Here is a 20,104-nt window from a genome sequence, read left to right as displayed (position 1 = left end):
TTGCACGGCTAGCTCCTTGAACTCCGCCGTGTACATCTGTTTTGGTATCTTCTTCATTGCTGGTCTTTCCAAAGGATCGTTGATTTTACGTTACCTATGGAAGACTAAATTTCGGGGGAAGCTCACTCATCGAGATGGCCGTCACGCGTGATTACCAACTGGTAATGCGGCGTCAGCTTCGGTATTTTCAGAATCAGTTCTTCAATCTGCGTCGGAAACACATTGACGCCGGGTAAAGACAAGCAGTTCGACGAGTTTCCGCGAGAATCACTGCGTAAATAACATGAGCGCCTCGGCCTGCTTGATGCGGACTGCGCCGTGTTGCGCGGCTATCGGTTCTCAAGATGAGGTATTCCGGGTAATACTGCGCGGTACGGTAAATGACCGCGAAAAAAACGACGACCCCATTTAAGGTATTTAACACACTGCCATGGACTGACAACCGCACCTGATCAACGATTCTACAACTCGTACATATCCTTCTCATCATTCATCACCTGCTCAATCAGTTTGCGATTCATAGTCGGTGCCAGCAACTCGATGAAGGTATACACATAACTGCGCAGATAAGCCCCTTGCTTGACCGCAGCCCGCGAAATATTGCTGCCGAACAGATGCCCCACAGGAATCGAACGCAAGCCGACATCCCTCTCCGCATCAAATGCCATCCCGGCGATGATTCCCACTCCCATGCCCAGCTCCACGTAGGTCTTGATGACATCGGCATCAATCGCCTCCAGCAACACATCCGGCTTCAGGTTGCGCAATGCAAACGCATGATCGATCTTGGTGCGCCCGGTAAAGGCGCTATCGTAGGTAATCAACGGGAAAGCCGCGATCTCCTCCAGCGTGATCGCTTTCGATTGCAACAACGGATGATCCGGCGGCACCACCACCACATGCTCCCATTGGTAGCAAGGCAAGGTCACCAGACCATCCGCGTTGACTATCGCCTCGGTCGCCAGGGCCAGATCGGCCTGATCGTTACGTACCATGTCGGCCACCTGCTTCGGATTGCCTTGCAACAAAGACAAGCGCACCTTCGGGAATTTCAACGTAAATGCCTGTACCACCTTGGGCAGCGCATAACGCGCTTGAGTATGCGTGGTGGCAATCGTAAAGCTGCCGCTGTCATGCGCCGCGTATTCATTGCCGATACGCTTGAGGCCATCGATCTCCTGCATGATCAGCTCGACCGATTTCAGCACCGCCCGGCCAGGCTCGGTCAGGCCGCGAATGCGCTTGCCATGGCGTGTAAAAATATCCACACCAAGCTCCTCCTCCAGCTCGATGATCGCCTTGGAAACCCCTGGTTGCGAGGTATACAGCGCCTTGGCAGCCTCGGTCAGATTATAGTTTTGCCGCACCGCCTCACGCACAAAGCGGAACTGATGGAGATTCATGACTTTTCCTTGGTTTTTTATTTTCTATAAAAGAATCTGTTCAACATTCCCGATAAGAAATTGGCAAACGGATAAATCCGAAACCATACAGCAAACGCATTAGCCGTATTTGCATATATCAAATGCGCATATAAGCAAATAAATAGTCTGTAGTTGGAGATAGATGTGAAGTTTATTACGATTCCAAGTGTTTAGTACGAGGTGATATGACTGTTTCTTATGTAGTGAGTGGTTTTGCTGTCGGATTGCTAGTGGGCCTGACCGGCGTTGGCGGCGGATCGCTGATGACGCCGCTGTTGACGCTGCTGTTCGGCATTCATCCCAGCGTGGCGGTGGGCACCGATCTGGCATTTGCGTCGCTGACCAAGGTCGCCGGCACCGCCGCCCACCGCTGGCGCGGCACGGTGCGCTGGGACATCGTCAAACGGCTGTCGCTGGGCGCGCTGCCGGCGGCTGTCGCCACGGCATTGATACTCAAATACCTGGGCGGCATTAGTGCCGAAATCGGCAAGATCATCCGCTATGCAATCGCCGTCTCGGTACTGCTGACCGTCATCGCACTACTGTTCAAGGGTAAACTACAGAGATGGTTGAATGCGCGCCCTGAAAAGCATTTGCAAGGCAACAACCTGGCGCTGGCAACCGTCATCGCCGGCGTGGTGCTTGGCGTACTGGTGACGATGTCGTCGATCGGCGCCGGCGCGGTCGGCGCGACCATCCTGGTATTGCTGTATCCTCGCCTGTCGCCGGCTGAGGTAGCGGGCACCGACATCGCCTACGCAGTGCCGCTAACCGCGATTGCTGCGCTCGGCCACTGGTGGCTAGGGTCAATCGACTGGATTTTGCTGGGTTCGTTACTGCTTGGCTCGATACCGGGCATTACGCTGGGATCGCTGGCAGCGCGCGCAGTACCGGAAAAATTCTTGCGCGGCCTGCTGGCGGTGACGCTGACCACCGTCGCAGTGAAGTTGATTTACTGAGCTGAATTGTTTAGCTCAATGATTAAATTACCAAGGGACTCACAGCAAGAGTCCCTGCATCTATTTATAAAGGCGTGGTGAGTCTGGCCACAACCCATAAGGAAGACAAAGATGTATCGCTACGATCAATACGATCACCAGATAGTCAAAGAACGCGTCGCCCAGTATCGCGACCAGGTACGGCGCCGTTTGTCGGGTGAATTAGCGGAAGATGAATTCCGCATCCTGCGTCTGCAAAACGGCTTGTACATGCAACGCCATGCCTACATGCTGCGGGTTGCTGTGCCTTACGGTCTGTTATCGGCACAGCAAGTGCGCAAGTTTGCCCATATCGCACGCAAGTATGACCGCGGCTACGGCCACTTCACCACGCGCCAGAACATCCAGTTCAACTGGATTAAGCTGGAAGAATCACCGGACATCCTGGCCGAACTGGCAACCGTGGAAATGCACGCGATCCAGACTTCCGGCAACTGCATCCGTAACATCACCTCCGACGAGTTGGCCGGCGTTGCTGCCGACGAAGTAATCGACCCGCGCCCTTACGCCGAAATCCTGCGCGAGTGGAGCACCTTCCACCCAGAATTCGCCTACCTGCCGCGTAAATTCAAGATCGCCATCAACGGCTCTGAAGAAGACCGTGCGGCAACCGCGGTGCACGATATCGGTCTGGCGATGGCCAGAAATCCAGCCGGTGAAATCGGCTTTCGGGTGATGGTCGGTGGCGGCATGGGGCGCACCCCGATCATCGGTAGTGTGATCCGCGAATTTTTGCCATGGCAGCATGCGCTGACCTACCTCGAAGCGATCCTGCGCGTCTACAACCAGCACGGCCGCCGCGACAACATCTACAAGGCGCGTATCAAAATTTTGGTGAAAGCCATCGGCGCCGAGGAATTCGCGCGCCAGGTCGAGGCTGAGTGGGCCGACATCAAGAACGGCCCGGGCACCCTCACCGTCGAAGAACTGCAACGCGTTGCACAATATTTCACTGCGCCTGCCTACGAGACATTGACGGCCGCCGATGCCGGCTTTGAAGCCCGCAAGGCCGAGGACAAAGCGTTCGCCAATTGGATCAGGCGCAATGTCAAGGCGCACAAGATGGCCGGTTATGCCGCAGTGATCCTGTCGCTGAAAAAGACCGGCGTTCCGCCGGGCGACCTGACCGCCGACCAACTCGACTTCGTGGCGGATTTGTCCGAGCGTTACAGCTTCGGCGAAGTGCGCGTCACCCATGAACAAAACCTGGTGCTGGCCGACGTCAAGCAAAGCGAGTTGTTCGCACTTTGGCAAGAAGCCAAGGCGCAGGGACTGGCAACTCCGAACATCGGCTTGCTGACCGATATCATCTGCTGCCCTGGCGGCGATTTCTGCTCGCTAGCCAACGCCAAATCGATCCCGATTGCACAAGCCATCGCCGAGAAATTCGACAACATCGATTTCCAGCACGACATCGGCGATATCGAACTCAACATCTCCGGTTGCATCAACGCCTGCGGCCACCATCACATCGGCAACATCGGTATCCTCGGGGTCGACAAAGACGGCGCCGAGTGGTACCAGGTATCGATCGGCGGCGCACAAGGCAACAACACCAGCATTGGCAAGATCATCGGCCCGTCGTTTTCGGCACAGCAGATGCCGACCGTGATCGGACGCCTGCTTGATGTCTATGTCAAACAACGTACTGAAGACGAGCGCTTCGTCGACACGGTGCAACGCATCGGCGTTGCACCATTCAAAGAATTTGTCTACGCCACACCGATCCAGCTGGATCAACCGCATGGAGAGGATGCCTGTGTCTAATTCGGAAATCATCAAGAACCGCGCAGTCGTCGCCGACGATTGGACCGTGTTGCGCCTCAGCGAAGGCGAAAGCGCCGACAACGTCAGCATTCCGGCCGGCAAGGTCATCGTGCCGCTGGCGGTGTGGCAAGCGCGCCTCGCAGAACTGCAGGGACGCGCGCCGCTGGGCGTCTGGCTCAATAGCGACGCCCAGGCTGATGCAATCAAAGACGACCTGAAACAGTTCGACGTCATCGGCATCAATTTCCCAATCTTTACCGATGGCCGTGGCTACTCGATCGCCTTCAACCTGCGCACGCGTTGTGGCTACAGCGGCGAATTGCGCGCCATTGGCGATGTGCTGCGAGACCAGTTGTTCTATATGCAGCGCGTCGGCTTCGATGCATTCGCGGTGCGCGCCGACAAGAATATCCACGATGCATTGAAAGGCTTGACCGATTTTTCGGAAAAATATCAGTCCTCGTGGGACGAGAAGACGCCGTTATTCCGTCGCGTGCAACGCCAGCCGGTTAGCCAGGATTAATCATGAGCAGTCCTGCTTTATCGCTGCCGGATCTGATCGCCGCCACCACGGCGACACTGGAAAAAATCGCCGCTGACTATACGCCTGCGGTATTTGCCTCCAGCCTGGCAGCCGAAGACATGGTGCTGACCGATCTGATCCTGCGCAATCAATTGCAGGACCGGATTGATATATTTACCCTGGAAACCGGACGCCTGCATGCCGAGACGCTGGGCATGCTCGATCGCATCAGGCAAACCTACGACTACGACGTCACGGCGTATCGGCCGCAACCTGAAGCTGTCGCCGCCTATGTTGAACAGAACGGCTTGAATGCGTTCTACGACAGCATCGAGATGCGCAAGGAATGCTGCCGCATCCGCAAGATCGAGCCGCTCAATCGCGCCCTGACCGGGAACCGGGCTTGGATTACCGGCCAACGCCGAGCGCAATCGCAAACCCGCGCTGAACTGCATGTGCAGGAACGTGACGCAGCACACGAAATGGAAAAATTCAATCCGCTGGCGGACTGGTCAGAAGAAAACGTATGGCAATACATCCGCAGCAATAACGTGCCGTATAACCCGTTGCACGACAAAGGCTATCCGTCGATCGGCTGCGAACCTTGTACCCGTGCGATCGAACCCGGAGAAGATGTGCGCGCCGGCCGCTGGTGGTGGGAAAACCCGGAATCGAAGGAATGCGGCTTGCATGTAGTCGACGGTAAATTGATTCGCATCAAATCCGTCACGCAATCGAACGCTTAAGCCATCGTATTCATCGCCCCCATCGCCATCTCATCGCCCTCTTACATGACAAGATCTGACATGAACACAGTTGTTGAAAAATTTTTCCTGGACAAGGCCGCCAACCGTCACCTCGACTGGCTGGAGTCGGAAGCGATCCACATCATGCGCGAAGTGGCTGCCGAGTGCAGCAACCCTGCGCTGCTCTTTTCCGGCGGCAAGGATTCGGTAGTGATGCTGCGTTTGGCGGAAAAAGCTTTCCGTCCAGGCAAATTCCCTTTTCCGCTGGCGCATATCGATACCGGCCACAATTTTGAAGAAGTCATCAGCTTCCGCGACAAGCGTGCAGCAGAACTCGGCGAACGTCTGATCGTCGGCTCGGTGGAGGATTCGATCAAGCGCGGCACGGTACGTTTGCGCAATCCGCAAACCGATTCGCGTAACGCTGCACAGGCGGTGACGCTGCTGGAAACCATCGCCGAATACAAGTTCGACGCCTGCATCGGCGGTGCCCGCCGCGATGAAGAAAAGGCGCGCGCCAAGGAACGGATTTTTTCGTTCCGCGACGAATTCGGTCAATGGAATCCAAAAGCGCAACGCCCGGAACTCTGGGATCTGTACAACACCCGCGTCCACCCCGGCGAAAACATGCGCGTGTTCCCCATCTCCAACTGGACCGAACTCGATGTCTGGCAATATATCGCCCGCGAAAAGCTGGAACTGCCGCCGATTTATTTCGCCCATCAGCGCCAGGTGATCCCGCGCAACGGCCTGCTGGTGACGCTGACCGACCTGACCCCGGCACGCGAAGGCGAAACCGTAGAAACCCGCGAAGTGCGTTTCCGCACCGTCGGCGATATCTCCTGCACCTGCCCGGTCGCCTCCGATGCAGCGACGGTTGAAGCCATCATCGCCGAAACGGCGGTAACGCAAATCACTGAACGCGGTGCTACCCGGATGGATGACCAGACCTCGGAAGCGTCGATGGAAAAACGTAAAAAAGAAGGATATTTCTGATGAATGCCGTTGTCACAAAAGTTGCCGATGCCGGCTCTGCAAACACTGCGCCCCTGGAGCGCGGCCTGCTACGCTTCATCACCGCCGGCTCGGTAGATGATGGCAAGAGCACGCTGATCGGCCGTCTGCTGTTCGACAGCAAAGGCATCTTCGCCGACCAGCTCGATGCCATCTCGCGTGCCAAACATAAACGTACAGTCGGCGACACCATTGATCTGTCGCTGCTGACCGATGGCCTGGAAGCAGAACGCGAACAAGGCATCACGATCGACGTCGCCTATCGCTATTTCGCCACGCCGAAACGCAAGTTCATCATCGCCGACACGCCAGGCCACGAGCAATACACCCGCAATATGGTGACCGGCGCTTCGACTGCCGATGCCGTCATCATCCTGATCGATGTCTCCAAGGTGAAGCTCGGCGACGACGGCAGCGTTGAATTGCTGACTCAGACCAAACGTCATTCAACGATTGCCCATCTGCTGCAGATTGAGCACGTGATTGTGGCAGTCAACAAGATGGATCTGGTCAACTACGATCAGAACGTATACGACCGCATCGTTGCCGCCTACCTGGAATTCGCCCGACAACTCGGGCTGCGCGATGTGCGGCCGATCCCACTGTCGGCACTGGCCGGCGATAACGTCGTGGTGGCCGGTAACAACATGCCTTGGAACCAGGGTCCAACCCTGATCGAATTGCTGGAATCGCTGAGCGTCTACGACGAATCGCATGACGAACCGTTCCGCTTCCCGGTGCAGCTGGTGGCGCGCCATAACGGCCACGAGGCCAACGATTTCCGTGGCTATATGGGGCGCATCGAAGCCGGCAAGGTCAGCAAGGGTGACCAGTTGATAGTGCAGCCTAGCGGCCAGAGTGCTACCGTCAAGGATATTCTGGTGTTGGAAGGCTCGCTGGAATCAGCAGTGGTCGGCCAGTCGGTAACCTTGCTGCTGGATGAATACCTGGACATCTCGCGCGGCGACATGCTGACCTCGGTCGACCGTCCGCCGGCCTTGCTAAAGAGCGTCAACGCTGATCTCTGCTGGCTGTCTGAAGACCCGCTCGATCTGCGCCGCAAATACTGGATGAAGCACAGTACTAAGCAAGTCGCTGCACGCATCGCCAAGGTCGATACTCTCCTGGATATCAATACGCAGGAACGCCGTCCGGCCGAATCGCTGAAGCTCAACGACATCGCGCGCGTCTCGCTGAATGTACAACAAGCGATTGCCGCCGACTCCTACGATGCGATCCGCGCCACCGGCGCCTTCATCCTGATTGATAAAGTAACGCATCAGACCGTCGCCGCCGGCATGATCCGACTCGACTGAAACCACACTGACGGAAACCGCACGCCATGCAAGCCACCAGCACAGCCGGCAAGACATCCAAGCGTCTCGGCAAGGTCTATCTGATCGGCGCCGGCCCCGGCGCCGCCGACCTGATCACGGTACGCGGCGCGCGGCTGCTGGCGCAAGCCGAAGTGGTATTGCATGACGCGCTGGTGACAGAGGAAATGCTGGCGCTATGTCCGCAAGCCGTAAAAATCGCCGTCGGCAAACGCTGCGGCAAACTCTCTACCGCACAGCAGTTCATCAACAAGCAACTGGTCGACAGTGCCCGAAAATACGCTTTAGTGGTACGTTTAAAAGGCGGCGATCCGATGCTGTTCGGCCGTGCCGATGAAGAGTTGCGGGCGCTGGAACAGCACGGCATCGAAGTTGAAGTGGTTCCGGGTATCAGCGCCGCGCTGGCGGCAGCCGCGGCTTCGCAGCAGCCGTTGACCAAACGCGGGGTGGCGCGCAGCGTCGCCTTCTTTACGTCCAGCACCGCACCCGGCGAGTCGGATCAGGTCAATCTTCCATCATGCGACACGCTGGTGCAATACATGGGGGGTCGCGAAGCAGCGGCGACGGCACAGCGCTTGCTGGCACAAGGCCGCGCAGCTTCAACGCCGGTGGTGGTGGTGGAAAACTGCAGCCGCGACAATCAACATATTTTGCGCTTGCAACTGGATCAGTTGGAGCAAGACTTGCAGCAATGCGAAGGCCCGGTACTGGTGATGATCGGCGAAGCCTTGGCAACCCGCGCCACGCAGACGCCCGAGGATCAGCAACAAATCCCGCGGGACCGGCGCAGCGCGGCTTGAGCGGCTCAGCGATCAGCGCGTGACATTGGAGCCGGGCTGCGACGCCAGCGCCTTTTGCAGAACATGGCCAGATGGTTCGACATGCTCCTCCGGCGACAAGAGATTGATCCAGCTGACCAGGCATGCTGCAGTAACGATCAATGCCGCGAATACGGCTACTTTCTTATTGAAAAATTCCCATTTCATGATTCACTCCTAACGTGCTTTACCGCATCTGCGCCACGTATGGCACACGATGCGCTATCACACTCATATAGCCAGCCGTCCCGACCCATCTGACTGGTATCGGGATAGCCTCTTACTACGATTAATAATTTATTGGCTTGTTCGATTCAACGTCCGTAGACGCTGCGCGTAGTCAGCACGCCGTATATGCCGTATGTCTCGACCTGACGATCCGCCTGGCTCACCTCGCGGCTGGCGGTTTTTGGCTTGACGGTTTTTGAAGCGGCGTTGGCAGAAAGCGCGGCTGCCTGACTGCAAGTCCAGCCAAAGGTCCAGTTGCTGCGGCTATTACCGCTATTACCGCTATTGCGATTGTTGGATGTCATACCCAGCAGAGTCTTGATAGTCATCATTTCACCTTTTCATGTCTGGCTTAGCCGACCGCAGCAGCGGGCAGAAAACCGATTCATCATTCAAGGCGATTGCGCATCGTGCCTGCGGCGCGACAAACGACGACGTCACTATGTGTCGGTTGTCGATTGCGAGCTGCTCAGCTCAACCAGTCGACACCAAAAAGTGGGAAGGGCTAAATTGACGCAGGCAAGCACGGGAACAAAGCCGCCTTGCGATTTTTGATTGCAGATGTTTCTGTCCGGTTACCCGGACAACTGGAACAGTCCATTTCAATAGCTTCCGATTAACATTTCTGAACTAAGCCGCCAATGCCGCGCCCCTGGAGGGCGGGGCATTGGCGGCTTGGGCCTGGGCTTGGGCGCCACGCTGCCAACGCTGAGGGATGCTTTCCCAGCGCACGCTACGAACACTGACTTCCTGCGCCAGGTGCGTCACCAGTTGCACCAGTCCGGCACGCTCACGCACTGAACACATTACCTCGACCGTGATAGCAGTGAGATGAGACTGCACCGCAGGCTCGTTCACCTGACGGGTGACGTCATAGGACGCCAGCAGTGGACGCATCAACTCCTCCAACTTCGCCACTTCCGAGCTGCGGCAAGTCGTTACGATACGGTATGGCAGCCGTGAAACGGCTTCATGTTGGTCGCCAGCGGCGGCAAAGGTGGAATGACGCGTGCTGAAAAAAGCATGCAGTTTGTTGAATGGCATGATGTACTCCTTCCCGCTGACGTTGCTCGCGGCGGCCGAACGAATTGCTGCAGCCTGCGTCCGGTTTGCGCGCATTCCCGACATCGGGCGCACACGTAGCCGAACAGATGCGATTCCTGTCCTGCCGACGTTGAACATCAGGTAGCCATGGCAGGTACAACCGCCGCGGATAAGCCCGACAAGGTTCAAGACGATCTGGTACTGGAATAACATGGCTGCTCGCAAACCGCCAAATGGCAGCACGAACAACGGTATTACATTAAACGGATGGGAGTATCGTTGCGGATTGAATAATATTGCTACCGCGATACTACAGCTCGGATATACACAAGCTGTAGCGGAGGGAGGTCTGCTATAGGCTATGCGTAATGTGCCGGGCTGAGAACCCATCCACTTCTGCTGCTAAAACAACTGTCCAAGATATGGACCTCCATGTGATGCAATGCCGGGGAGTATATTTTCGACTAGCCATTTTGTCAAGCGAGATGGCTTTACTTTGAACAAAAAGTGTGTATCGGCGGCAACGCCTGATGCTCCTGACAATCTTTGCCTGGAGAGGAATCTGCAAGTAAAACCTGCTTTCCTCTTGCCTCAGGAAGGCGTACCAGGCAGCGTCGAAATACAGTATTGGGCGATGGCGTTGAGCACTTCAGGCTGTTCACCAACTGCCTGCGCCACGTTGATGACCATCTGCGGATATTCCTGCCGGGCCTGCTCAATCAATGCGGGCAAATCGCGCCTGACATGCCCGCCCTGCCCAAGAAATATCGGCACCACACTGACCTCGGTGATGCCATCTGCAGCCAGTTGCTGCAGGAGTTGCGGCAGATGCGGCTGCATCAACTCCAGAAAAGCCAGCCGCACCGGCAGCGCCGGCAACTGCAACTGGATCAGCTCGCGCAGGGCTTCGAAAGGTGCCGCCCAGGCGGGGTCGCGGGCACCGTGGCCGAACAGGACCAAAGCCCGGGAAGCCGCAATCGCTGAGAGTGGTTGTGCCATATAATGAGTTCCTCGATTCCTGTAATCGCGCTATTGCCGCTCGATCTTCCACAATGCCGCTATCGCCACCAACATGAACAAACTGCTCGGCAACGCTGCGGTCACTAACGGCGGCCAGGTATTGAGCAAGCCCAGATGGGAGAACAACGTGTTGATCAGTTGGAAGCTGACACCGATCATGATGCCGGTGAAAATCTTCAGACTGACGCCGCCAGCGCGGAAGTGCAGATAGGCGAACGGTAGCGCCAGCGCCATCATCACGAACACCGACAGCGGATACACCAGCTTCTTCCAGAACGCAATATCGTAACGCTCGCTATGCTGATTGTTCTCTGTCAAGTGGCGCGAGTATGCCCACAAATTGTAAGCCGACATGTGATCAGGATCTGCGAACAGCACCGACAGGATTTCAGGGGTTATTTCGGACACCAGATCCTTGGTTTTGAAATTTTTGGTGGCGATCGAACTGGTGATATCTTCGGTTGAGCTGCCGTTGACAAAATCGGTCTGCACCACGTCGGTCATGCGCCAGATATGCGCACCCTGGTAACTGGCGTGTGTCGCCTTGAGCAGCGATGTCATGTGAAGGTTGCGATCAAATTCATACAACTTGACGCCGACCAACTCGCCATTCGGACGAATTTCGGCAATATTAATAAAGCGCGAACCGATGATGTCGCCGCTGGTGCCGTCGGTACGGATCACATCCTTGCTCCACAGCCCGGTCTTGAATTTCTGCGAAATCGAGGCGCCCTTGGATTGCAGTTTCAGTTGTCCTCCCCATTCGGCGCTCTTGGGCGCAACGAATTCGCCGATCAGCACGGTCGCCACCACAAACAGCAGGCCGATCTTGAACAGAGTCTTGGCAACCATCATGGTCGACATACTGGAGACTCGCATGATGGTGAATTCGGAGCGTGCGGCCAGTTGCGACAGCGTGTAGATGGTGCCGATCAGCGCTGCGATAGGCATCAGCTCATACGCATAGCTCGGCAAACCCAGCAGCACGACCAGGAAAGCGTACTGCAACTTGTAGCCGCCCCGCCCCACCGAAGACAACTCGTTCGTCAAATCGAAGAACGCAAACAACGCCAGGAACACTGCCAGCGTAAACACTGCAGAACGAACAATTTCAGTCCGAAAATATCGTTGAAGTACCCTCATGACGCCGCCGATTTCTTGTTTTTAGCCAGACGTGCATGCTTGATGGCGGACCACACGACCATTGGATGGTAGTGGCCATTGACTTTCAATCGCCACAGGAACAATAAAGTAATGATAATCAGCACCGCCAGGTGCATCGGCCACCAGGCCAGGCCGAACGACAAGCGCTTCTGCACCACTGCGGCCTGGAAGATACTGGCGACGTTGCTATAGACAACATATAGAAGCAGCGCAATCATGAGGCTGGCGGAACGGCCGACACGAGGATTGACAAAGCTAAGCGGAATCGCTAGCAGCATCAGACACAACGCCATAAACGGTAGCGACAGACGCCACAGCAACTCGCCCATGTTGAAGTTATTCTGATCCTTCAGCAGTTCGGCAGTGGGCAGCGCACGCGCCGATCTGTCGCCATTGACCGCTTGCGAAGCGCTGGAGACCAGCACGCCGTAGCGCTCGAACTCCATGATCCGGAATTCATTCTGCGCCTCCATCGAATCATAGCGCCGACCTTTTTCCAAAATCAGGAATTTATCGCCATTCTTATCCAGTTCTACCATGCCTTCCTTGGCCACGACGACGCTGTTTTTTCCATCCTGCTGGGTATTGACGAAGACGTTCCTGACCTTGGTGCTGTCGCCGGAGACTCCTTCGACAAAGAAAATCCGGTTGGCGGCAGCCGATTCCTGAAACTTACCGGGCGAAACCTTGGAGATATCCTCCCGCTTTTCAAAGCGTTCGCGGTATTGGGCACTCTGGTTGTTGGCCCACGGGGTGGCCACGAAACTCAGAATCGCGGTAAGCACGATAATCGGGAAGCCGAACATCAGAACCGGCCTGATCCATCGGACCAGACTCTGACCGGAAGCAAACCAGACCACCATTTCGGAATCCTGATAGCTGCGCGTAACCACCAGCAGCACGGCGATGTAGCCGGTAAGGATCAACAGAATCGGCAGGTAGTTCAAGGATTGGAAACCGATCAACGCAATCACATCCTGCGACGCGATTTGTCCTCCGGCTGCCTGTCCCAGAATCTTGATCAGCATCACCGTAATGATAATTGTGAAGAGCGTCGTAAAAACGGCACCTGCGGTGCTAATTAATTCGCGTCGGAGTGCGCGCTGAAAGATCATTGGGGAATATAATTGCGGATCGAAAAAGGAGTAAGTGATGGACTTTAGCATAAAAACCAACGACGCAAAAACCTCAATTGCCTCTCTAAAAGCCGGCTGTATCGCAGTCGGCATCTATGAAAACAAGAAACTCTCGCCACAAGCGCAAGCTCTTGACAAATCTGGTGAAATCACTGCCGCACTGAAATCCGGGGATATTTCCGGTAAACCGGGCTCAACCCTGCTGCTGCGCAAGATCGACGGCGTCCCTGCCGAGCGTGTACTGCTGATCGGCCTCGGTCAGGATGGCGAGCTGAGCGACAAGGTCATCTCAATGGCAGCCCTGAGCGTGGCGCGTGCGCTGTCAACCCTGGGCGGCAACGATGCGGTGCTGGCATTGCCTTTCGACGGTATCGCCAAGCAAACTCCGGAACGCGACCTGGCCCGGGCAATTCGTAGCAGCATTCTGGTGCTGCGCGAGAATAGCTATCACTCGGACACTCTGAAAAGTAAAAAAGAAACAACATCGGGCGGCATTAAGAAAGTTGCTTTCCTGGTTGCCACGGCTAAAGCTGCTGCGGCCAAAGAAGCCTTGGCGCAAGGTCTGGCGCTAGCCAACGGCATCGAACTGACCAAGGATCTTGGCAACCTGCCAGGCAACGTCTGCACCCCGACCTACCTCGCCAACACTGCCAAGAAGCTGGCCAAGGAATTCAAGCTGGCGGTCGAAGTACTGGACCGCAAGCAGCTCGAAGCACTGAAGATGGGCAGCTTCCTGTCGGTTGCGCGCGGTGGCGGCGAAGCGCCGAAATTCATCATCATCAAGCACCTCGGCGGCAAGGCCAAGGATGCGCCGACCGTATTGGTGGGCAAGGGCATTACTTTCGACGCCGGCGGCATCTCCCTCAAGGGCGGCTCCGGCATGGATGAAATGAAGTACGACATGTGCGGCGCCGGCTCCGTGCTGGGCACCATCCGCGCGATTGCCGAACTGAAGCTGAAACTCAACGTGATCGGGGTTATCCCGGCGACTGAGAACATGCCGTCGGGCACCGCAACCAAACCGGGTGACATCGTTACTTCGATGTCCGGGCAGACCATCGAGATCCTCAACACCGATGCCGAAGGCCGTCTGGTGCTGTGCGATGCGTTGACTTACGTCGAGCGCTTCAAGCCGGCTGCCGTGGTCGATATCGCGACCCTGACCGGCGCTTGCGTGACCTCGCTCGGCCATCATAATTCCGGCTTGTTCACCCGCCACGACAGTGCGCACGATGAACTCGCCAACGAATTGCTGAGCGCCGGCAAGGCGACTGGCGACACCGCCTGGCGCATGCCGATCGAAGACAGCTACAAGGAGCAGCTCAAGTCGAATTTTGCCGACATGGCGAACATCGGCGGCTCAGCAGGCGGCAGCATCACCGCGGCCTGCTTCCTGGAACGCTATACCAAGAAGTACACCTGGGCCCATCTGGATATCGCTGGTACTGCCTGGAAGAGCGGCGCAGCAAAAGGTGCCACCGGCCGGCCGGTGGCTTTGCTGACCACTTTCCTGATCAACCGCGCTGAGCGCGCTGCGGACAAATAATCAAGTAAGCGGTCCAAAAAACGGGCGCCTGGCATGCATGTGCCAGGCGCCCGTTTTTCGTAAAAGGAACACGCTTTTGTGCCGGTGCGTAACGCTACCCCAGTGTTGCTATCACCGGCGCATGATCCGACGGCTGCTCCCATTTGCGCGGCGCCCTGTCGATCACGCAAGCGCTACACTGCGCAGCCAGCGGTGGCGACAGCAAGATATGGTCGATCCGCATGCCGCGGTTAAGACGAAAACCCATCTGCCGGTAATCCCACCAACTGAAGAGCTTCTCCGGCTGCTGGAACAGCCGGAACGCATCGACCAGCTCCAGCCCCAACAAGCGTGCGAATGCAGCACGCTCCGGCGGCGACACCAGGTTCTGCCCGACCCAGGCCGCCGGATCGTGGACGTCCCGATCTTCCGGCGCGATGTTGTAATCGCCCATCAAAGCTAGTTTTGCATGCTGCTGCCGCTCGCTCTGCAGCCAGCCGTGCAGGGCATCCAGCCATTTCAGCTTGTACTCGAACTTCTCCGTATCCGGTGCCTGGCCGTTCGGAATATACGCACAAACGATGCGTATGCCCTCGATGGTACCGGCAATGATGCGCTGCTGAGGATCTTCGTAGAGCGGGTTGTTCTTGATGACATCGGTGATCGGATGACGTGACAGGATGGCAACCCCGTTATAGGTTTTCTGGCCGCTATAGACGACGTGATAACCCGCGGCTTCGATTTCCGCAGCGGGAAATTTGTCGTCGGTCAGCTTGGTTTCCTGCAAAGCCAGGACGTCGACCGGATTGTCCGCCAGCCACTGCAGCACTTGCGGCAGACGTACCTTCAGTGAGTTAACGTTCCATGTTGCCAATTTCAGCATAATTTCAAAGCCTTGTTTGAGGCGGGTTCGGTGCGCTTACAGGCGCTTGTTTGCATCTGGCCCGGCAGTCCAGCAGCGGCGAATCCACCAGCCGTTTTTACCCAGCGGTTTTTAGAGGTGATGATGTTACCTTACTCACCAGCCCGCCGCGACACACATTGATCTTTGCATTATTTTTTATAGAGTTTTGCCAAACTCGCACGGCGCCAACGATAGCGATAGGGACACCCCTGCCAGCGGCCGACCTCACCGGCCAACTCTTTATACAGTTCAGTTGCGACAATCCCAATCTGTAACAAGCACGTTGACAGTAGCCCCACGACCTCTATACTGTGCATATACATGTATGTATATGCACAGTATACGCACGATAAAAAATAAAAAATAAAAAATAAAAAATAAAAAATAAAAAATAAAGAATAAAGGATAAACCATGATGGAAAGCCAGTGCAGCTGCTCAACGCTGCGCCAGCTTACCCGCAAAATGACCAACATCTACGACCGCCATTTGGCTGCCAATGCGCTCACCATCAGCCAGTACTCACTGCTGGCAAGGGTCGGCAAGTACGGCCCTATCGGTGTGATAACGCTGGCTGCCGGCATGGGCATGGACCGCAGTACGATGAGCCGCAGCCTCAAACCGCTGATGAGCGCCGGCTGGGTCGAGGCGGCGGGTCTGCCGCTGGCAATGCTGACCGACAAACGCTCGTTCGGCGTCAGTCTGAGCGACGAGGGCCGGCGCAAATGGAAAGAATCGATGCCCAACTGGCGCAATGCGCAAGATGAAATCACCACAATATTGGGGGAGCAAACCCATCAGGAGCTAAAACGCCTGCTGGACCATGCCAACGCCATGTTTGAACAATCTGAAAACGCCACCGCATGAACAAGACAGCACAAGCCATTATGTCGCGCACGCGCTTTAGCTACGTGTGGATCATCGTCGGCATCACTTTCCTGGTACTGCTGTCTGCCGCCGGCATACGCGCCACGCCATCGGTGATGATCCTGCCGCTGGAACATGAATTCGACTGGAGCGTCACCACCATCTCATTTGTGATTTCGGTCAATATTGCACCGTACGGTTTGATCGGCCCGTTCTCGGCCGCCGCCATGCAGCGCTACGGTATCCGCCCGATCGTGCTGGGTGCGCTGGTGTTGCTGGCGGCCGGCACCTTCATCAGCACCTTCATGACGATGCCGTGGCACATGGTGTTGGCCTGGGGGATTCTGGTCGGTGCCGGCAGCGGCGTTGCCGCCAATACGCTGGCTGCAACCATCGTCAGCCGCTGGTTCGAAACCCGGCGCGGCCTGGCGATGGGCTTGCTGACGGCCAGCTCAGCTACCGGCCAGATGGTGTTCCTGCCGCTGATGGCTTACATGGTCGAGCATTACGGCTGGCGCTCGGTGGCGATACTGGTCTCCAGCGTCGCCGCGCTGGCGATTCCACTGGTGGCGATCTTCTTGCCAGAGCGGCCGCAGGATATTGGCATGAAACGCTACGGCCAGTTCGACGAACTAGCGCCAGACGCCGCCAACAAATCGAAAAATCCACTCAGCATCGCCTTCGGCGCATTGGGCAAGGCAAGCAAAATCCGTGACTTCTGGCTGCTGTTTTTAGCTTCTTCATCTGCGGTATGAGCACCAACGGCTACATTGGTTCGCACTTTATCGCGATGTGCGGTGACTACGGCATTTCCGCCGTCGGCGGCGCCAGCATTCTTGCCACGATGGGCCTGCTCGACCTGTTCGGCACGACGATGTCGGGCTGGCTGTCGGATCGTTTCAATGCCCGCGTGCTGCTGTTCTGGTATTACGGCCTGCGCGGTGTCGCGCTGATTTTCCTGCCGCATGCGTTCGGCCTGAGCTACTTCGGGCTACCGGTCTTTGCGCTGTTCTACGGCCTCGACTGGATCGCTACCGTGCCGCCGACAGTACGTCTGGCCAATGATGTATTCGGCCGCCTGGCTGCACCAATCGTATTCGGCTGGATCGTCGCCGGCCATCAGCTCGGCGCCGCCAGCGCCACCATGCTGGCCGGCACGCTGCGTAACAGTCTCGGCAGCTATACGCTGTCGTCCATGCTGATGGGCGCTGCCTGCATCATCGCGGCGGTGATGGTATTGCGGATCAAGGGGCATCATGTCGGCGGCGATTTGATTCCTGCCGGTCCGGTAGTGAATCGATAATGGCTTGCCAGCCAATTATTTTATTTGCTTAACGGCGGCGACAATCTCGTTGGCCACCTGCCGCGAATTCATGATAGTGGTATGAATAGTCGTCAGCTGTTGTAGCGGAAACGCGCCCAACTGCATCTCGCTGAGCGACAGGATACCGTCGTTGAGTTCGTCGCCAAACGGCGTCCAGGCACCACGCGGGCCGTTGATGCCGGCATAGATCCGTAGCGGAACCTGGGGCATCGGTAGCGAGTCCATGAATTCCTGGTTCGCCAGCAACTGGCCCATCTCCCCGGTGAGAAGCCTGAACAGCCGCCACCGCGAAAGTTTGATAGCGTAAATGGATGCGTGGTTTGGCGGCGCCAGGAAAATACACATTTGCGGCGCCATCGGCAATTGCGGCAACACGGCACGCGTCAGCACGCAGCCGAGCGAATGGCCGATGACGATGAAACGCTCGCCACCACTGCTGGCGACGATAAAACGCCGCAGGCGATCAACGCAAGGCAGCCAGCGTTGGAACGCTGCCGAGTAAGCGAACAGGTGGGGGGTTATTCCCGCTGAACGCAGACGCTTGGCCAGCAATAGCATCGATACCGGTGTGCGCCCCATGCCGTGGATCAGGATTGCATGGACGCTTGAGTGGGCGTTGTGGTTGGCGTTGCTGGTGGCGTTGGGATTGGCAGCGTCAGTGACAGGCTGGCTCATGGCAGGCATCAATCTTTTTTCCGCAATTGCTTTTCAAACGCAACATCCAGCTTGCTGATCCGCTTCGGTTTTTGCGGCCCGTAGGCATTCACGAAACGTACGAATTCGTCCAGTTCCAAGGCCTCGCTGAGACGAATCGGCGTGGCCATTCCCGCATTCTGAGTCAAGTAAAACAGTTCGTCGGCGGTCCGCACCATCGAATAGCGCTGATCGGTGCTGCGGGCATTGAGACGTTCGACCGCAGCGGTAGCTCGTGTTGATCTCATTGCTGACTCCTGATGCTTTTCATTTTTCGCAAAGCTGTGTTCCTGTGATAATTCTCATTGGCCGGATCAAAGTGCGCGCAAGCTGGTGAAGCGCCGTTCAGATTGATCCAGCGGATCGATGAAGGCAATCTCGCGTGCCAGCAATTTCAGCGGCGCAGAGAAATCGTCCCCTTTGCAGGGATAAATATCGGGATAAAAGGCATCGTTGACGATCAGTATCCCCAACGCTGCCAATGTACACGCAATTGATGCTTCTTGCCGGTCAGCGGACGCAAGCGATACAGACTGCAGGTTGCCCGCTGTTCGAGCAGTTCGATGTGCGTCTCCGAATTCGGCTCACCGGCAACTTCCTGCATCCGGAAGAATGGCGTGCCGTCGACCATGCGGCTGCGATACACCAGCGGCAACCGGAGTTGTGGCGCAGTGGGGGCCAACGCTTCGTAGGTCTTGCCGATCAGCCGCTGCTGGAACAGCGCTTGATACGCGCCACGGCTAGCGATGTCGTGCGAGAAGACAATCACGCCGGCGGTTTCGCGGTCGAGCCGATGAATCGGCGTCAAGTTGGCCAGACCGGTTTTCTTTTTTAAGGCGTACCAGCAGCGTTTCATGCAGGAAGCGCCCGCTCGGGATCACCGGCAGGAAATGCGGCTTGTCGGCCACCAGTATCCGTTCGTCCTGATACAGAATAGTTTCTGCAAACGGAATCGGTGTTTCCGCTGGCGGTTCGCGATAATAAAAAATACAGCTGCCGCGCCGATAAGGACTGTCTGGCGCCAGCCGTGCGCCATTGCCGTCGACTACCTCGCCGCGTGCCATGCGCGCGACCCAGGTGGCAGGCTCGATGGCGGGGAAACGCTGCTCCAAAAAACTCAGCAAATTCGGCCATTCGCCAACTGGCAGCCACAGATAGCTAGGCGCTACGCCATCGATAATCGGTAATGGCGACAACTGCGGGGGCGAGAGCAATGGCGAAGCCATCACAGCACCCGCCGCCAATAACCGACGTCTATCCAGCGCTCGAATTTCTTGCCGACCTGAGCAAAGTGCGCAACTTTTTCAAAGCCCATTTTTTCATGCAAGCCAATACTCGCTGCATTAGGCAACGCTATTCCGCCGATCACGGTATGTACCGACAATCTTTGCAGTTCGGCGATCAGGGCCCGATACAAGGCGCTGCCTAAGCCCTTACCGGTGGCAGTGCCGGACTGAGCTTCCCCCGAAATTTAGTCTTCCATAGGTAACGTAAAATCAACGATCCTTTGGAAAGACCAGCAATGAAGAAGATACCAAAACAGATGTACACGGCGGAGTTCAAGGAGCTAGCCGTGC

General features: G+C 56.6%; 19 protein-coding genes and 4 pseudogenes. 10 read left to right on the top strand and 13 right to left on the bottom strand.

Annotated elements, in window-relative coordinates:
* Window positions 1-125: 125 nt before the first annotated feature.
* Together ACIQ0R_RS03885 and ACIQ0R_RS03880 are read right to left on the bottom strand one after the other, a co-directional pair.
* A pseudogene (locus ACIQ0R_RS03885) lies at window positions 126-236 on the bottom strand (hypothetical protein); the annotation flags it as partial.
* 225 nt (window positions 237-461) lie between these two features.
* Window positions 462-1,403, bottom strand: coding sequence for a CysB family HTH-type transcriptional regulator (locus ACIQ0R_RS03880; RefSeq protein WP_395823838.1), 942 nt, complete (start codon window positions 1,401-1,403; stop codon window positions 462-464).
* A 206-nt stretch (window positions 1,404-1,609) separates the two neighbouring features.
* On the opposite strand from ACIQ0R_RS03880, the gene ACIQ0R_RS03875 reads away from it, so the two are divergent.
* The 7 genes from ACIQ0R_RS03875 (at window position 1,610) to cobA (ending at window position 8,606) form a co-directional block, all read left to right on the top strand.
* Window positions 1,610-2,383, top strand: coding sequence for a sulfite exporter TauE/SafE family protein (locus ACIQ0R_RS03875; RefSeq protein ID WP_395823836.1), 774 nt, complete (start codon window positions 1,610-1,612; stop codon window positions 2,381-2,383).
* Window positions 2,384-2,494: 111 nt separating this feature from the next.
* Window positions 2,495-4,189: a nitrite/sulfite reductase gene (locus ACIQ0R_RS03870; RefSeq protein WP_395823834.1), complete on the top strand. Its 1,695-nt coding sequence runs from the start codon at window positions 2,495-2,497 to the stop codon at window positions 4,187-4,189.
* On the top strand, window positions 4,176-4,712 hold the full coding sequence (locus ACIQ0R_RS03865; RefSeq protein ID WP_395823842.1) for a DUF934 domain-containing protein: 537 nt from the start codon (window positions 4,176-4,178) through the stop codon (window positions 4,710-4,712). Before ACIQ0R_RS03870 ends, ACIQ0R_RS03865 begins: the two co-directional genes overlap by 14 nt.
* Before the next feature lie 2 nt (window positions 4,713-4,714).
* Window positions 4,715-5,458 (top strand): phosphoadenylyl-sulfate reductase, encoded by a 744-nt coding sequence (locus ACIQ0R_RS03860; RefSeq protein WP_395823832.1) that lies wholly within the window; start codon window positions 4,715-4,717, stop codon window positions 5,456-5,458.
* A gap of 60 nt (window positions 5,459-5,518) precedes the next feature.
* On the top strand, window positions 5,519-6,454 hold the full coding sequence (cysD, locus tag ACIQ0R_RS03855; protein WP_395823830.1) for a sulfate adenylyltransferase subunit CysD: 936 nt from the start codon (window positions 5,519-5,521) through the stop codon (window positions 6,452-6,454).
* Window positions 6,454-7,788 (top strand): sulfate adenylyltransferase subunit 1, encoded by a 1,335-nt coding sequence (locus tag ACIQ0R_RS03850; protein ID WP_395823828.1) that lies wholly within the window; start codon window positions 6,454-6,456, stop codon window positions 7,786-7,788. Before cysD ends, ACIQ0R_RS03850 begins: the two co-directional genes overlap by 1 nt.
* 26 nt (window positions 7,789-7,814) lie before the next feature.
* A complete protein-coding gene (gene cobA / locus ACIQ0R_RS03845) occupies window positions 7,815-8,606 on the top strand; it encodes a uroporphyrinogen-III C-methyltransferase (protein ID WP_395823826.1) in 792 nt (263 codons plus the stop codon).
* A 12-nt stretch (window positions 8,607-8,618) separates the two neighbouring features.
* Here the strand turns inward: cobA and ACIQ0R_RS03840 are convergent, their stop codons facing one another.
* The 6 genes from ACIQ0R_RS03840 to lptF form a co-directional block, all read right to left on the bottom strand.
* Complete coding sequence (locus ACIQ0R_RS03840) at window positions 8,619-8,792, bottom strand: hypothetical protein (RefSeq protein WP_395823824.1); 174 nt, start codon at window positions 8,790-8,792, stop codon at window positions 8,619-8,621.
* A 146-nt stretch (window positions 8,793-8,938) separates the two neighbouring features.
* Window positions 8,939-9,181: a hypothetical protein gene (locus tag ACIQ0R_RS03835; RefSeq protein WP_395823822.1), complete on the bottom strand. Its 243-nt coding sequence runs from the start codon at window positions 9,179-9,181 to the stop codon at window positions 8,939-8,941.
* A 301-nt stretch (window positions 9,182-9,482) separates the two neighbouring features.
* The gene (locus tag ACIQ0R_RS03830) at window positions 9,483-9,896 is read right to left on the bottom strand and encodes a hypothetical protein (protein WP_395823820.1); all 414 of its coding nucleotides are present in this window, start codon (window positions 9,894-9,896) and stop codon (window positions 9,483-9,485) included.
* Between the two features lie 591 nt (window positions 9,897-10,487).
* Window positions 10,488-10,895, bottom strand: coding sequence for a sirohydrochlorin chelatase (locus ACIQ0R_RS03825; RefSeq protein ID WP_395823818.1), 408 nt, complete (start codon window positions 10,893-10,895; stop codon window positions 10,488-10,490).
* Window positions 10,896-10,925: 30 nt separating this feature from the next.
* Window positions 10,926-12,059, bottom strand: coding sequence for an LPS export ABC transporter permease LptG (gene lptG, locus ACIQ0R_RS03820; RefSeq protein WP_395823816.1), 1,134 nt, complete (start codon window positions 12,057-12,059; stop codon window positions 10,926-10,928).
* Window positions 12,056-13,195, bottom strand: a complete 1,140-nt coding sequence (gene lptF / locus ACIQ0R_RS03815) for an LPS export ABC transporter permease LptF (RefSeq protein WP_395823814.1) — start codon at window positions 13,193-13,195, stop codon at window positions 12,056-12,058. The genes lptG and lptF overlap by 4 nt, the downstream gene beginning before the upstream one ends.
* Window positions 13,196-13,232: 37 nt before the next feature.
* Here lptF and ACIQ0R_RS03810 point away from each other — a divergent pair, with 37 nt between their 5' ends.
* Window positions 13,233-14,762 (top strand): leucyl aminopeptidase, encoded by a 1,530-nt coding sequence (locus tag ACIQ0R_RS03810; RefSeq protein ID WP_395823812.1) that lies wholly within the window; start codon window positions 13,233-13,235, stop codon window positions 14,760-14,762.
* A gap of 94 nt (window positions 14,763-14,856) precedes the next feature.
* Here ACIQ0R_RS03810 and xth read toward each other — a convergent pair whose 3' ends face one another.
* Window positions 14,857-15,621: an exodeoxyribonuclease III gene (gene xth / locus ACIQ0R_RS03805; protein ID WP_395823840.1), complete on the bottom strand. Its 765-nt coding sequence runs from the start codon at window positions 15,619-15,621 to the stop codon at window positions 14,857-14,859.
* A gap of 436 nt (window positions 15,622-16,057) precedes the next feature.
* On the opposite strand from xth, the gene ACIQ0R_RS03800 reads away from it, so the two are divergent.
* Complete coding sequence (locus ACIQ0R_RS03800) at window positions 16,058-16,510, top strand: MarR family winged helix-turn-helix transcriptional regulator (protein WP_395823810.1); 453 nt, start codon at window positions 16,058-16,060, stop codon at window positions 16,508-16,510.
* A pseudogene (locus ACIQ0R_RS03795) lies at window positions 16,507-17,813 on the top strand (MFS transporter). The gene ACIQ0R_RS03800 and the pseudogene ACIQ0R_RS03795 overlap by 4 nt, the downstream one beginning before the upstream one ends.
* 15 nt (window positions 17,814-17,828) lie before the next feature.
* On the opposite strand, the gene ACIQ0R_RS03790 reads toward ACIQ0R_RS03795, so the two are convergent.
* The 4 genes and pseudogenes from ACIQ0R_RS03790 to ACIQ0R_RS03775 all read right to left on the bottom strand — a co-directional run.
* Complete coding sequence (locus ACIQ0R_RS03790; RefSeq protein ID WP_395823808.1) at window positions 17,829-18,509, bottom strand: esterase/lipase family protein; 681 nt, start codon at window positions 18,507-18,509, stop codon at window positions 17,829-17,831.
* Between the two features lie 8 nt (window positions 18,510-18,517).
* Window positions 18,518-18,775: a hypothetical protein gene (locus ACIQ0R_RS03785; RefSeq protein ID WP_395823806.1), complete on the bottom strand. Its 258-nt coding sequence runs from the start codon at window positions 18,773-18,775 to the stop codon at window positions 18,518-18,520.
* 66 nt (window positions 18,776-18,841) lie between these two features.
* Window positions 18,842-19,753, bottom strand: a pseudogene (locus ACIQ0R_RS03780) (pseudouridine synthase).
* A pseudogene (locus ACIQ0R_RS03775) lies at window positions 19,753-19,965 on the bottom strand (GNAT family N-acetyltransferase); the annotation flags it as partial. The pseudogenes ACIQ0R_RS03775 and ACIQ0R_RS03780, both read right to left, overlap by 1 nt.
* Between the last annotated feature and the right edge of the window lie 139 nt (window positions 19,966-20,104).

Source organism: Collimonas sp., assembly GCF_044339385.1.
In the GTDB taxonomy this organism is placed as follows: domain Bacteria; phylum Pseudomonadota; class Gammaproteobacteria; order Burkholderiales; family Burkholderiaceae_D; genus Collimonas.
The sequence above is the reverse complement of the archived record's forward strand: the minus strand, read 5'-3'. Positions and strand labels throughout refer to the sequence as shown.

What these genes read in the sequence shown, in the direction of transcription:
- ACIQ0R_RS03840 (WP_395823824.1), bottom strand. Translation starts at nt 8,792, where the DNA reads ATGAAATGGGAATTTTTCAATAAGAAAGTAGCCGTATTCGCGGCATTG.
- ACIQ0R_RS03830 (WP_395823820.1), bottom strand. Translation starts at nt 9,896, where the DNA reads ATGCCATTCAACAAACTGCATGCTTTTTTCAGCACGCGTCATTCCACC.
- cysD (WP_395823830.1), top strand. Translation starts at nt 5,519, where the DNA reads ATGAACACAGTTGTTGAAAAATTTTTCCTGGACAAGGCCGCCAACCGT.
- ACIQ0R_RS03860 (WP_395823832.1), top strand. Translation starts at nt 4,715, where the DNA reads ATGAGCAGTCCTGCTTTATCGCTGCCGGATCTGATCGCCGCCACCACG.
- lptF (WP_395823814.1), bottom strand. Translation starts at nt 13,195, where the DNA reads ATGATCTTTCAGCGCGCACTCCGACGCGAATTAATTAGCACCGCAGGT.
- ACIQ0R_RS03825 (WP_395823818.1), bottom strand. Translation starts at nt 10,895, where the DNA reads ATGGCACAACCACTCTCAGCGATTGCGGCTTCCCGGGCTTTGGTCCTG.
- ACIQ0R_RS03800 (WP_395823810.1), top strand. Translation starts at nt 16,058, where the DNA reads ATGATGGAAAGCCAGTGCAGCTGCTCAACGCTGCGCCAGCTTACCCGC.
- ACIQ0R_RS03785 (WP_395823806.1), bottom strand. Translation starts at nt 18,775, where the DNA reads ATGAGATCAACACGAGCTACCGCTGCGGTCGAACGTCTCAATGCCCGC.
- ACIQ0R_RS03880 (WP_395823838.1), bottom strand. Translation starts at nt 1,403, where the DNA reads ATGAATCTCCATCAGTTCCGCTTTGTGCGTGAGGCGGTGCGGCAAAAC.
- cobA (WP_395823826.1), top strand. Translation starts at nt 7,815, where the DNA reads ATGCAAGCCACCAGCACAGCCGGCAAGACATCCAAGCGTCTCGGCAAG.
- ACIQ0R_RS03790 (WP_395823808.1), bottom strand. Translation starts at nt 18,509, where the DNA reads ATGAGCCAGCCTGTCACTGACGCTGCCAATCCCAACGCCACCAGCAAC.
- ACIQ0R_RS03865 (WP_395823842.1), top strand. Translation starts at nt 4,176, where the DNA reads ATGCCTGTGTCTAATTCGGAAATCATCAAGAACCGCGCAGTCGTCGCC.
- ACIQ0R_RS03810 (WP_395823812.1), top strand. Translation starts at nt 13,233, where the DNA reads ATGGACTTTAGCATAAAAACCAACGACGCAAAAACCTCAATTGCCTCT.
- ACIQ0R_RS03850 (WP_395823828.1), top strand. Translation starts at nt 6,454, where the DNA reads ATGAATGCCGTTGTCACAAAAGTTGCCGATGCCGGCTCTGCAAACACT.
- ACIQ0R_RS03835 (WP_395823822.1), bottom strand. Translation starts at nt 9,181, where the DNA reads ATGACTATCAAGACTCTGCTGGGTATGACATCCAACAATCGCAATAGC.
- lptG (WP_395823816.1), bottom strand. Translation starts at nt 12,059, where the DNA reads ATGAGGGTACTTCAACGATATTTTCGGACTGAAATTGTTCGTTCTGCA.
- ACIQ0R_RS03870 (WP_395823834.1), top strand. Translation starts at nt 2,495, where the DNA reads ATGTATCGCTACGATCAATACGATCACCAGATAGTCAAAGAACGCGTC.
- ACIQ0R_RS03875 (WP_395823836.1), top strand. Translation starts at nt 1,610, where the DNA reads ATGACTGTTTCTTATGTAGTGAGTGGTTTTGCTGTCGGATTGCTAGTG.